Below are 12430 nucleotides of genomic sequence, written 5' to 3' on the forward strand. Positions count from 1 at the left end.
TCTCCTCAGAGGCAAGGAGAGCGCGAATGCTCAAGCAGTTTGAGAATGTTCGTTTCGTTCGAATGGCCGATGGCAAGACCTTCAAGCTCATTCGGGATCTGGGACTGGTGAAGGGCGGGAAGGGGCTTCGTTGTCACGAGCCGATCCTGACTGTTCAATTGAAACTGAAGCCGATCAGCTTTCACATTCCGGTGCTGGAAGTGCTCTCGCTGTTTGCGAAGCCCGCGCGCGCTGCGTAACGCTGCGGCATCAGCCCAAGATCTGAAAATAAACTGGCGATCCCAGCAGGATTCGAACCTGCAACCCACGGAGTAGAAATCCGTTACTCTATCCAGTTGAGCTATGGGACCGTTTAACTAATTGAAATCACATACCATCGTTTATTGTCGTTTATCATCCTAAAGAACCCGTGATGAACGACTATTTTTGGGCCTTCTTCCGGCTCGCGGCGTGCTGGCCGCCGGCCCTGGAGTGAGCCGAAGCGGCCAGTTGGCGATCCACGGCATCGATCATTCTTCTCTGGCTGGTATGGTGGTAGACTATCACCGGGGCGTTCGTCCCGGGTCTCGCCGGGCGTGGCCGGAGTGGTGCCATGATCGCTTGGCGCGGCTTCGTCGTGATGATGTCCGCCGGACTTTTGTTCGGGGCCGTCCGCGCATTCGCGCAACATCAGCACCCGCCGCAGGACGTCCCGATCCACGAGAAATTTTATTCGACATGGATGAGGCCGGACAACCCTCATTTATCCTGTTGTAGTCAACACGACTGCTACCCGACCGAGGCCCGCAATGAAGGCGGCGTCTGGTTTGCGAGACGCCGTGAAGACGGGAAGTGGCTTCGTATCCCGCCCGAGAAAGTCGAGAAGAACCGGGACAATCCTGACGGGCGCAGCCATCTTTGCGCGCCCAGACCCGAGCGCGCCTATAGCGCGGACGTCTTCTGCTTCACCCTCGGCAACGGAATCTGATTCCACTTCGGGTCGTCGGCCCTCTCATATGCGATTGAAAAAACCGTCAACCCGCCGCGAAATTCATGAACCTTCCAGCGCCTCCGGCCGACCAACCGGCGGGAGTATCCAACGGCTTGCATTGCCTTTGGGTTATCCCGACCTAAACTCTTGTTTTTTGCCGGGTCATTGGCTTGGCGCGCTCTTTCACGCCGTCGGTGCGCGATGGTCGCGTAGAATCTTTCGGCCCGGTATCGATACGACCATGAGTCCGTCACGATTCGCGCATTGTCTACGTTTCAAGGCAGCCTTTGATAGCTGTCGGCAGGGAGTTTTCACATGATCGGTCTGGTTCGCGCCCTCTCGGTTTGCGCCGCGCTGGCGCTCGGCCTCGTCTCGGCAACTGCGGCCGACAAGGCCTTCAAGAGGGACGATCTGGCGGACAGTGCCATCCGGCTCGAAGCCCAGATCAAGACCGAAGCCGGGATCATCAACAAGACGGCGGCGACGCTGAAGTCCGATGTGGATGCAGCGTTCAAGCGCAACGATCTGCGCAGCGCGCTGCAATTGCTCGGACAGACCACGGCGGTCGTCCCTGAGGACAGCGGCAACTGGCTGCGGCTGGCCAGGACCATTTTCCAGATCCGTCCCACGGACAACCGCGAGCGGACGTTCTTCTATGAACGCGCATCCACCGCCGCCTACATCGCCTATCAGCGCGCCGCCAATCCGGCCGAGGAAGCCGATGCGCTGGCGGTGCTGGGCAATGCGCTGGCGGAGCGGAAGCTGTGGCGTCCGGCGCTCGATGCGCTGCGCCTGTCGCTGGATCAGCGCGAGGTCGCCGACGTGCGCGGCCAGTACGAGAAGCTGCGCGACGAGCGCGGCTTCCGGCTCTTGGACTACAGCGTGGATTCGGACTCGGCGTCGCCGCGCGCCTGCTTCCAGTTCTCGGAAGACCTCGCCAAGCGGGCGGACTTCAATCCGTTCCTCGCGCTGGCCGGCACCGACAATCCGGCGCTGACGTCCGAGGAAAAGCAACTGTGCGTTGAGGGCCTGAAGCACGGCGAGCGCTACACCATCAACCTGCGCGCCGGCCTGCCATCGACCGTGAAGGAGACGCTGCCGAAGTCAGCCGAATTCAACATCTACGTGCGCGACCGCAAGCCGTTCGTCCGCTTCACCGGACGCGCCTATGTGCTGCCGCGCACCGGCCAGCGCGGCATTCCGCTGGTCAGCGTCAACACGCCGTCGGTGTCGGTGAACATCTTCCGGATTGGTGACCGCAATCTCATCAATTCCGTGCTGGGCAGTGACTTCCAGCGCAGCCTGTCGAGCTATGAATTGTCGGACCTCGGCAACGAGAAGGGCGTCAAGGTCTGGACCGGCGAGATCGCCACCGCGCAGACGCTGAATGCCGATGTCATCACCGCATTCCCGGTCGATCAGGCGGTCGGCGAAATGCAGCCCGGCGTCTATGTGATGACGGCTGCTGCGAAGGGGCCGGGCTCGGCCTCCAGTGATGAAGAGTCCGGCCAGCTGGCGACGCAGTGGTTCATCGTTTCCGACATGGGCCTGACCGCCTATTCGGGCAACGATGGCGTGCATGTGTTCGTCAACTCGCTGGCGAGCACCGAGCCGACGTCGGGCGCTGAGGTTCGCCTTGTGTCGCGCAGCAACGAAGTTCTCGCCACCCGCAAGACCGACAGCGCGGGCCATGTGCTGTTCGAGGCAGGGCTGGCACGCGGCGAGGGCGGTCTGTCGCCCGCGCTGTTGTCGGTCTCCGGCGACAAGGGCGACTACGCTTTCCTCAGCCTCAAATCCAATGCGTTCGACCTGTCCGATCGCGGCGTCTCCGGGCGTGCCGTGCCTGCGGGGCCTGATGCGTTCGTTTACGCCGAGCGCGGCGTCTACCGCTCCGGCGAGACGGTGTATCTCACGGCGCTGCTGCGCGACGGCAAGGGCAACGGCGTTGTCGGTGCGCCGCTGACGCTGGTGGTCGAACGCCCCGACGGCGTGGAATTCCGCCGCGCTGTGGTGCCCGATCAGGGCGCGGGCGGACGCAGTCTCACGCTGCCGTTGAATTCGGCGGTGCCGACCGGCACCTGGCGGGTCCGGGCGTTCACCGATCCGAAATCCCCGTCAGTCGGCGAAACCACCTTCATGGTTGAGGATTACGTCGCGGATCGCATCGAATTCTCCTTAAGTTCCAAAGCGAAGCAGATCACGGCTGAAGCTCCAGCAGAACTTGAAGTGGATGGCCGTTTCCTCTACGGCGCGCCTGCATCGGGCCTCGCACTCGAAGGCGACCTGCTGATCGCCACCGCTGCGGATCGTCCGGGCTATGCCGGATACAAGTTCGGTGTCGCGGACGAGGAAACGTCGAGCAACGAGCGCACGCCGCTGGAAAACCTTCCCGAGGCCGACGCCAACGGCAAGGCGACCTTCAAGGTCAGTCTCGCCAAGCCGCCGTCCTCGACGCGTCCGCAGGAAGCGCAGGTCTTCGTCCGCATGGTGGAAACCGGAGGCCGTGCTGTCGAACGCAAGCTGACAATTCCCGTTGCGCCCAACGATGCGCTGATCGGCGTGAAGCCGCTGTTTGCCGACAAGAACGTCGCCGAGGGCGATCCCGCCAACTTCGACGTCGTGTTCGTGGCGCCGGACGGCAAGGCGCTGGCGCGCAGCGGGCTGCGTTACGAGTTGCTGAAACTCGAGTCGCGTTATCAGTGGTACCGGCAGGGCTCATCCTGGGACTACGAGCCGGTGAAATCCACCAAGCGCGTGGCCGACGGCGACGTGACCATTGCCGCCGACAAGCCCGCGCGCATTACGGTCGCGCCGCAGCCGGGCCGCTACCGGCTCGATGTGAAATCCACTGAGCAGGACGGCCCGATCACCTCGGTGCAGTTCGATGTCGGCTGGTATTCGGACGGCAGCGCCGACACACCGGACCTCCTGGAAACATCGATCGACAAGCCGGAATACAAGTCCGGCGACACCATGGTCGTGTCGGTCAATGCGCGCAGCGCCGGCAAGCTCACCATCAACGTGCTCGGCGACCGTTTGCTGACCACGCAATCCTCCGACATCAAGGAAGGCCAGAACAAGATCAGCATCGCCGTCGGCAAGGACTGGGGCACCGGCGCTTATGTGGTCGCCACGCTGCGCCGTCCGCTCGATGCCGCAGCTCAACGGATGCCGGGACGGGCGATTGGTCTGAAATGGTTCGGTATCGACAAGTCGGAGCGCACGCTCAAGGTGAGTCTGACGCCGCCCGCGCTGGTTCGCCCGAGCACGACGCTCAAGCTGCCGGTGAAGATCGAAGGTCTCAGCCGTGGCGAGGACGCCAAGATCGTGATCGCGGCGGTCGATGTCGGCATTCTCAATCTCACCAACTACAAGCCGCCCGCGCCGGATGATTACTATCTCGGCCAGCGCCGCATGACGTCCGAAATCCGCGACCTCTATGGGCAACTGATCGACGGCATGCAGGGCACACGCGGCCAGATCCGTACCGGCGGTGACGCCGCAGGCGCTGAACTGCAAGGCAGCCCTCCGACGCAGAAGCCGCTCGCGCTCTATTCGGGCATCGTCACGGTCGGCGCCAACGGCACGGCGGAAGTCACCTTCGACATTCCGGAGTTCGCCGGCACCGCGCGCATCATGGCGGTCGCATGGACCGCGACCAAGGTCGGCCGCGCCAACACCGATGTGACCGTGCGCGATCCCGTCGTGCTCACCGCAACGCTGCCGCGCTTCCTGCTGAACGGCGACCGCGGTACCATGAGCCTCGATCTCGACAACGTGGAGGGTGCGGCGGGCGATTACGTCATCAGCGTCAAGACATCCGGCCCGGTGAAGCTCACCGGCAACCCGGCGACCACCATGCGCCTTGCCGCCAAGCAGCGTAGTTCCGTTGCACTCGCCATCGATGCGGCGGGCGGCGCGGGGCAGGCGGCGCTCGACGTGGATATCAAGGGACCGAACGGGCTGTCGCTGGCGCGTCACTACGCGCTCGACGTCAAGGCGGCCACGCAGATTCTCGCGCGGCGCTCCGTGCGGACCTTGGCGAAGGGCGAGAGCCTGAACCTCACGTCCGACATGTTCAGCGATCTCGTGCAGGGCACCGGCGGCGTTCAGTTGTCGGTCGGCCTGTCCACGGCGCTCGACGCCGCGACCATCCTGAAGGCGCTGGATCGTTATCCGTTCGGATGTTCCGAGCAGATCACCAGCCGCGCGATACCGCTGCTGTATGTCAACGACCTCGCGGCGGAGAACCATCTGGCAATGGACACCGCCGTCGATCAGCGCATCAAGGACGCCATCGACAAGCTGCTGGCGCGCCAGGGCTCGAACGGTTCGTTCGGTCTGTGGTCCGCCGGCGGCGACGATGCCTGGCTCGATGCCTACGTCACCGACTTCTTGACCCGCGCGCGCGAAAAGGGCTTCGCGGTGCCGGACGTGCTGTTCAGGACGGCGCTGGATCGCATCCGCAATTCGGTGGTCAACGCCGACGAGCCGGAGAAGGATGGCGGCCGCGATCTGGCCTACGGTCTCTATGTGCTCGCAAAGAACGGCACCGCGCCGATCGGCGACCTGCGCTATCTCGCCGACACCAAACTGAACAACATCGCAACGCCCATCGCCAAGGCGCAGCTTGCCGCGGCGCTGGCGCTGGTCGGCGACCGGGCGCGTGCGGAGCGCGTCTATTCGGCGGCGGTCGGCAGCCTCAATCCGAAGCCGGTGCTGGAGTTCGGCCGCAGCGACTACGGCTCGTCACTGCGCGATGCGGCGGCGATGGTGTCGCTCGCCAGCGAAGGCAGCGCGCCGAAGGCCACCATCAGTCTAGCGGTGGAACGCGTCGAGGCCGCGCGCGGTCTTTCGCCCTACACCTCGACGCAGGAGAATGCGTGGCTGGTGCTGGCTTCGCGGGCGGTCGCCAAGGAAGCCAACAGCCTGTCGGTCTCGGTTAACGGCGAGGTCGCCAAGAACGCGCTGTATCGCAACTATCGTAGCGCCGATATCGCGGCCAAGCCGGTCCGGATCACCAACACTGGCGACACGCCGGTGCAGGCGGTGGTTTCCGTCACCGGTGCGCCGATCACGCCGGAGCCTGCGGTCGCCAACGGCTTCAAGATCGAGCGCAATTACTTCACGCTCGACGGCAAGCCCGCCGATCCGTCCAAGGCCAAGCAGAACGATCGCTTCGCCGTGGTGCTGAAAGTCACCGAAGCCAAGCCTGAATACGGTCAGATCATGGTGGTCGATTATCTCCCGGCGGGTCTGGAGATCGACAATCCGAAGCTGGTGTCTTCGGGTGACTCGGGCACGCTCGACTGGATCGAGGACGGCGAGGATCCGCAGAACACCGAGTTCCGCGACGATCGCTTCAGCGCCGCCATTGAACGCGCGAGCGACGACACCGCCGTGTTCACGGTCGCCTACATCGTGCGCGCGGTCTCTCCCGGCAAGTACGTGCTGCCGCAGGCTTACGTCGAGGACATGTACAATCCCTCGCGCTATGGCCGCACCGGCACCGGAACGGTCGAGGTGACGAAGGCGAAATGACGACGCCCGACACCATAACGCCAGCCACGCCGCTTTCGCGGCGCTGGCGGTGGGTCAGGATCGCCGCGCTGGCGTTTGGCGCGCTTGGCGCCGGCGTCGTTACGGCTGGCGTCATCTGGGTCGCATCGCTGCCGCCGTTGCCGTTCGAGCAGACCCGGCATATCTCGACGACAATCGTGGATCGCAACGGCAAGCTGCTGCGCGCGTTTGCGATGGCGGACGGACGCTGGCGCTTGCCCGCGCAAGTAAAAGACGTCGATCCCGGCTATCTCAACCTGCTGCTGAACTATGAGGACCGCCGGTTCAGGTCGCACATCGGCGTCGATCCGCTGGCGATGGGACGCGCCGCGTTCCAGCTTGTCACGCGCGGGCATATCGTCTCGGGCGGCTCGACCATCACCATGCAGGTGGCGCGACTGATGGAGCCGCGTCAGGAACGCTCGGTCGCCGCCAAACTTCGCCAGATGGTGCGCGCCGTGCAGCTAGAGCGGCAGCTGACCAAGGATCAGATTCTCGATCTGTATCTGACGCTCGCGCCGTTCGGCGGCAATCTCGAAGGCGTGCGCGCGGCGTCGTTCGCCTACTTCGGCAAGGAACCGAAGCGGTTGTCGCTCGCGGAATCCGCGCTGCTGGTAGCGCTGCCGCAATCGCCGGAGACGCGGCGGCTCGACCGCCATCCCGACGTGGCGCGGGTCGCGCGCGATCGCGTGCTGTCGCGCATGGTCGAGGACGGCCGTGTTTCGGCCGACGATGCCACGCACGCGAAGCTGGAGCCGGTGCCGCGCTTGCGCAAGCCGATGCCGCTGCTCGCGCCGCATTCGACCGATCAGTCGCTTGCGATCATGAAGGATACGCCGCGCATTCAGCTCACGCTGGATTCCACCATCCAGAAAACCCTCGAGTCGCTGGCGAAGGATCGCGCGCTCGCGCTTGGGCCCGATGTGTCGGTCGGCATTCTCGCGGTCGATAACGAGAGCGGCGACGTGCTGGCGCATGTCGGGTCGCCGGATTATTTCGACAACCGGCGCGCAGGGCAGGTGGACATGACCCGCGCCGTGCGCTCGCCGGGATCGACGCTCAAGCCTTTCATCTACGGTCTCGCGTTCGAGGATGGCTTCGTGCATCCTGAAAGCCTGATCGAGGACCGTCCGATCCGTTACGGCTCTTACGCGCCGGAAAATTTCGACATGACGTTTCAGGGCACCGTCACCGTGCGGAAAGCCTTGCAGATGTCGCTGAACGTTCCGGCCATCGCGCTGCTCGATCGCGTCGGTTCGAGCCGGCTGACGGCCCGGATCAAACAGGCGGGCGCGAACCTGATCCTGCCCAAGGATGAAACGCCCGGTCTCGCCATGGGCCTCGGCGGTGTCGGCATCACCTTGAACGATCTGGTGAGGCTCTATTCGGGATTACCCCGGCAGGGTGAGACGATGGCACTGCGCGAGATCGTGCGCCCGGACGACACGGCGGAGCCGGAAACACGGCGGCTGCTCGATCCGTCCGCCGCATGGCTGGTCGGCAACGTGCTGATGGGCACGCCGCCGCCGGACAATGCGCCGCATAACCGGCTCGCGTTTAAAACGGGCACCAGCTACGGCTACCGCGACGCCTGGTCGGTCGGTTTCGACGGCCGCATGACCATCGGGGTCTGGGTCGGCCGCCCGGACGGCGCGCCGGTTCCCGGTTTGATGGGGCGAACCGCCGCGGCGCCGATCCTGTTCGATGCGTTCGCGAGGACGGGAAAACTTCCGATGCCGCTGGCCAAGGCCCCGAAGGGCACGCTGATGGCCAGCAACGCCAAACTGCCGTTGCCGCTGCGGCGATTCCGGCCTGCGGGCGATTTCATCCGGACCGGAAGCGAGCAGGCGCTGCGGATCCAGTTTCCGCTGAACGGCTCGCGGATCGACGCTTATGGCGGCGATGCGAGCCAGTCCGCGATGCCGGTGCGGGTGGCGGGCGGGGTGCTGCCGCTGACCATGTTGGTTAACGGCGTCGCGGTTGGCGGCATTGACAGCCGCCGCCAGCGGCTGGTCGAACCGCCCGGTCCGGGCTTCGTCCGGCTGACCGTCATGGACGCGACGGGCGCGGCGGACACAGTTGTCGTGAGAATTCAGTAGAGGCGGCTCAACCTGTTGTCGGGAGAATGGTTTCCGCGTATGCGGAACCGATGGCTGAGACCTACCCAAGACCCAGATTTGGCGCCCCGCGCGAACCGGTGGAACAGAAGAATCCCGGTAGCGGGCTCGTGCGCGTGGTCGACTTTGCGGTCGGCAGCCATACCCGCGCGGTTGCGCTACTCGTGCTGGTCGGCCTGCTGTTTTTCCTGCCCGGATTCGTCAACATCCCGCCGGTCGATCGCGATGAAGCGCGTTTCGCGCAGGCGACCAAGCAGATGGTCGAGAGCGGCGACTTCGTCGACATCCGCTTCCAGGACGAGGTCCGTTACAAGAAGCCGGTCGGGATTTACTGGGCGCAGGCGGCCGTCGTGGAGACCGCGTCGAAGTTCGGCCTGCCGCGCGCGCAGGTCCGCATCTGGCTGTATCGCATCCCTTCATTGATCGGCGCGATCGGCGCGGTGCTGTTGACCTACTGGACGGCGCTGGCGTTCGTGACGCGGCGTGGCGCGTTGCTCGCCGGTCTCATCATGTGCAGTTCGATCCTGCTCGGCGTCGAGGCGCGTCTGGCCAAGACCGACGCCATGCTGCTGCTGACGGCGGTCGCCGTCATGGGCGCGATGGCGCGCGCCTATCTCTCATGGCAGCGCGGGGACGACTCGCCGCAACCGTGGAAGTGGGCGGCGATTTTCTGGACGGCGATTGCGTGGGGCATTCTGCTCAAGGGTCCGCTGATCCTGATGTTCGTCGCGCTGCCCGTGATTGCGCTTGCGATCCTCGATCGCTCCGCGGCGTGGCTGTGGCGTCTGCGTCCGGTCTGGGGACTGATGTGGACGCTGGTGCTGGTGCTGCCGTGGTTCATCGCGATCTTTCTTAAAGCGGGCGACACCTTCTTCGCGGATTCGCTCGGCAGTGACATGCTGAGCAAGGTCGCGAGCCCGCAGGAGTCGCACGGCGCGCCGCCCGGACTTTATTTCGTACTGTTCTGGCTGACGTTCTGGCCCGGCGCGACGCTGGCCGGCATGGCGGCTCCGGCGGTCTGGCGCGCGCGGCGCGAGCCCGGCGCGCAATTTCTGCTGGCGTGGCTGCTGCCGGCGTGGATCATTTTTGAACTCGTGATCACCAAGCTGCCGCACTATGTGCTGCCGCTCTATCCGGCGATCGCCATCCTGATTGTCGGTGCGCTCGAACGCAACGTGCTGTCGCGATCGGCGTGGATCCAGCGCGGATCGGCGTGGTGGTTCGTGGCACCTTTGCTCATCACCGTCGCGTCGATCATCGGCGCGATGATGCTGCTCCGGCAGCCGGAGTTTCTGGCATGGCCGTTCGCGGCCGGCGCACTGATCTTCGGACTGTTCGCATGGTGGATGTTCGATACCCATCGCGCCGAACGCTCGCTGCTCAACGCCATTGGCGCATCGTGGTTCATGGCCGTGTGCGTCTACGGCGTGGTGGTGCCGTCGCTTGCGCCGCTGTTCCCGAGCGTTCAGATCGCGCGCGCGCTTCGCAGCGTCGAATGCGTCGGGCCTTCAGCTGCTGCGGCGGGCTTCCAGGAGCCAAGTCTGGTGTTCATGGTCGGCACGTCGACGTTGTTGACCAACGGTTCGGGCGCCGCGGATTTCCTGTTGCAGGGAAGCTGCCGCTTCGCGCTTGTCGAATGGCGCGAGGAGCGCGCCTTCGCGCAGCGCGCCGAGGCCATCGGCCTTCGCTACAACGCCGGCGCGCGCATCGACGGCTACAACTTCTCGCAGGGCCGTGCGATCTCGGTCGCGGTGTTCCGTTCCGAAGGCACCGAGTGAGATGGCAACCGAAATCAGCGGCAGCCATCGCGCGAATTATGTGATCCAACTCGGTTCGGATGCATGGCAATCGGTGGCGCGCCTTGTGCGCGCGCCATCCCACTCGCGGCGCGCCGAGGCCCGGCGCTCTCTGGCGCGGCGGTGGCTCGGACTGTCCGCGCTGACGGCAGTTGTCATCGGACTTCTTATGTTCGCCGTCGACGTCGCGACGATCAAGCTGATGCCTGCGCGCGGAACGCCCAGCCTTTGGCCGCTGCGGCATTTCACCGATCTGGGGAAATCGGAATATGTCCTCTGGACGCTGGCAGGCGTGCTCTTCATCGTCCTGCTGATCTTGCCACGGCTGATCGGCGTATCGCGCTCCGTCCTGATCGCGTTCGGCGTGCGCGTTCAATATGTGTTTTTCTCGGTGCTGTTCGCAGTGCTCTGCACCGAGGTTCTCAAGCATATCATCGGGCGAAGCAGGCCGTTCGTCGGCGGCGACGCCAACGCGTTCTATTTCGAGCATTTCTCCGGCAGCCCGGCATTTGCGAGCCTGCCGTCCGGTCATGCCACCACGGCCTTTGCGCTGGCCTTCGCCGTGTCGACGGTGTGGCGGCGCGTGACGCTGGTGATGTTCGCCTATGCGGTGCTGATCTGCATCAGCCGGGTGATCCTGCTCGCACATCATCCGAGCGATGTGGTCGGCGGTGCGCTGATGGGCGTTGTTGGTGCGATGGCCATCCGCTACTGGTTCGCGGCCCGCCGCCTGGGCTTCAAGATCGGCCGCGACGGCGCGATCGAGCCGCTGGCCGGGCCCTCCTGGCCCGCCCTGAAAAGGGTTGCCCGCGAGGCGTTCGCACCATAAGAAGCGGTCGCCCGCAGCAGGTTTTTGACTGTTTTTGGCGGCATTCGGACCCCATCGGTACATGAGCGAACAACCAGCAAATTCCGGCCTGCCGGCCCCCGCCGTATCGATTGTGGTTCCCGTTCGTAACGAGCAGGACAACGTCGCGCCGCTGATCGCCGAGATCGCCGCCGCGCTGGACGGCCGCTGGGCCTATGAGATCGTCTACGTCAACGACGGCTCGACTGATGCGACCGGCGAGCGGCTCGCGACCGAAATGCGCGCGCGCACCAACCTGCGTCAGGTTCGCCATGCCGCGTCATCCGGACAATCCGCCGCCGTGCGCACCGGCATTCGCGCCGCGCGAGGCGGCATCGTCGCGACGCTCGATGGCGACGGACAGAACAACCCGGCGTTTCTGCCGGCGCTGATCGAAGCGATTGAAAAGGGCGGCGACAAGGTCGGCCTCGCAGCCGGTCAGCGCGTCGGCCGCAAGGACACCGGCTTCAAGAAATTCCAGTCGCGTGTCGCCAACGGCGTGCGCAACATGATCCTGCGCGACGGCACCCGCGACACCGGCTGCGGCCTGAAGGCGCTGCGCCGCGACGTGTTCCTTGCTTTGCCATATTTCGATGGTCTGCATCGTTTTCTCCCCGCGCTGGTGCGGCGGGAAGGATTCGAGATCGTCTATGTCGATGTCATCGACCGGCCCCGGCATTCCGGTGTTTCGAATTACGGTTTCTTCGACCGGCTGTGGATCGGGATCATGGACCTTGCCGGCGTGTGGTGGCTGATCCGCCGCAAGAAGTCGACGCCGGTGGCAACGGAGGTGACCTGATGCTGATTCAGTTCGGTCAGGAACTTGGTGACTATCTCTACGACGTGTTCGTCGCGAAGTTCGACTTCTGGCTGGCGTTCGGCCTGATTGCGCAGTTGCTGTTCACCGCACGTTTCCTCGTGCAGTGGATTTCGAGCGAGCGCGCGGGTCAAAGCGTCGTGCCGATGGCATTCTGGTTTTTCTCGATGGGCGGCGGCGTGATGACGCTGATTTACGGCGTCGCCAAACGCGAGCCTGTCATCATTCTCGGACAGTCGCTCGCGACGATCATCTACATCCGCAACATCATGCTGATCTTGAAGAGCCGCGGGTCGGGCTCAAAGGTTGAGAAGACGTAGATTC

Annotated in this window: 8 protein-coding genes and 1 tRNA gene; 8 read left to right on the forward strand and 1 reads right to left on the reverse strand. The window is 64.5% G+C overall.

What is annotated here, in order from left to right; translation table 11 throughout:
* The first annotated feature begins 26 nt into the window (after positions 1 to 26).
* Positions 27 to 239, forward strand: a complete 213-nt coding sequence (locus AC07UB_RS02135) for a hypothetical protein (protein WP_494652315.1) — start codon at positions 27 to 29, stop codon at positions 237 to 239.
* Positions 240 to 273: 34 nt separating this feature from the next.
* Here AC07UB_RS02135 and AC07UB_RS02140 read toward each other — a convergent pair.
* Positions 274 to 350, reverse strand: a tRNA-Arg gene (locus AC07UB_RS02140).
* A gap of 242 nt (positions 351 to 592) precedes the next feature.
* Here AC07UB_RS02140 and AC07UB_RS02145 point away from each other — a divergent pair.
* The 7 genes from AC07UB_RS02145 (at position 593) to AC07UB_RS02175 (ending at position 12426) form a co-directional block, all read left to right on the forward strand.
* Positions 593 to 967 (forward strand): hypothetical protein, encoded by a 375-nt coding sequence (locus AC07UB_RS02145; protein WP_492789254.1) that lies wholly within the window; start codon positions 593 to 595, stop codon positions 965 to 967.
* A gap of 318 nt (positions 968 to 1285) precedes the next feature.
* Entirely contained in the window at positions 1286 to 6511 is a 5226-nt protein-coding gene (locus tag AC07UB_RS02150) for an alpha-2-macroglobulin family protein (protein WP_494652314.1), read from the forward strand.
* The gene (pbpC, locus tag AC07UB_RS02155) at positions 6508 to 8628 is read left to right on the forward strand and encodes a penicillin-binding protein 1C (protein WP_494652313.1); all 2121 of its coding nucleotides are present in this window, start codon (positions 6508 to 6510) and stop codon (positions 8626 to 8628) included. The genes AC07UB_RS02150 and pbpC overlap by 4 nt, the downstream gene beginning before the upstream one ends.
* 50 nt (positions 8629 to 8678) lie before the next feature.
* Complete coding sequence (locus tag AC07UB_RS02160) at positions 8679 to 10424, forward strand: ArnT family glycosyltransferase (RefSeq protein WP_494652312.1); 1746 nt, start codon at positions 8679 to 8681, stop codon at positions 10422 to 10424.
* A gap of 1 nt (position 10425) precedes the next feature.
* A complete protein-coding gene (locus AC07UB_RS02165) occupies positions 10426 to 11271 on the forward strand; it encodes a phosphatase PAP2 family protein (RefSeq protein ID WP_494652310.1) in 846 nt (281 codons plus the stop codon).
* 61 nt (positions 11272 to 11332) lie between these two features.
* The gene (locus tag AC07UB_RS02170) at positions 11333 to 12088 is read left to right on the forward strand and encodes a glycosyltransferase family 2 protein (RefSeq protein WP_494652309.1); all 756 of its coding nucleotides are present in this window, start codon (positions 11333 to 11335) and stop codon (positions 12086 to 12088) included.
* The gene (locus AC07UB_RS02175) at positions 12088 to 12426 is read left to right on the forward strand and encodes a lipid-A-disaccharide synthase N-terminal domain-containing protein (protein WP_494652308.1); all 339 of its coding nucleotides are present in this window, start codon (positions 12088 to 12090) and stop codon (positions 12424 to 12426) included. The genes AC07UB_RS02170 and AC07UB_RS02175 overlap by 1 nt, the downstream gene beginning before the upstream one ends.
* Positions 12427 to 12430 lie beyond the last annotated feature (4 nt).

It is taken from the genome of Afipia sp. GW821-FHT04G03 (genome assembly GCF_059419985.1).

What these genes read in the sequence shown, in the direction of transcription:
- AC07UB_RS02175 (WP_494652308.1), top strand. Translation starts at nt 12,088, where the DNA reads ATGCTGATTCAGTTCGGTCAGGAACTTGGTGACTATCTCTACGACGTG.
- AC07UB_RS02160 (WP_494652312.1), top strand. Translation starts at nt 8,679, where the DNA reads ATGGCTGAGACCTACCCAAGACCCAGATTTGGCGCCCCGCGCGAACCG.
- AC07UB_RS02170 (WP_494652309.1), top strand. Translation starts at nt 11,333, where the DNA reads ATGAGCGAACAACCAGCAAATTCCGGCCTGCCGGCCCCCGCCGTATCG.
- AC07UB_RS02145 (WP_492789254.1), top strand. Translation starts at nt 593, where the DNA reads ATGATCGCTTGGCGCGGCTTCGTCGTGATGATGTCCGCCGGACTTTTG.
- AC07UB_RS02165 (WP_494652310.1), top strand. Translation starts at nt 10,426, where the DNA reads ATGGCAACCGAAATCAGCGGCAGCCATCGCGCGAATTATGTGATCCAA.
- AC07UB_RS02150 (WP_494652314.1), top strand. Translation starts at nt 1,286, where the DNA reads ATGATCGGTCTGGTTCGCGCCCTCTCGGTTTGCGCCGCGCTGGCGCTC.
- pbpC (WP_494652313.1), top strand. Translation starts at nt 6,508, where the DNA reads ATGACGACGCCCGACACCATAACGCCAGCCACGCCGCTTTCGCGGCGC.
- AC07UB_RS02135 (WP_494652315.1), top strand. Translation starts at nt 27, where the DNA reads ATGCTCAAGCAGTTTGAGAATGTTCGTTTCGTTCGAATGGCCGATGGC.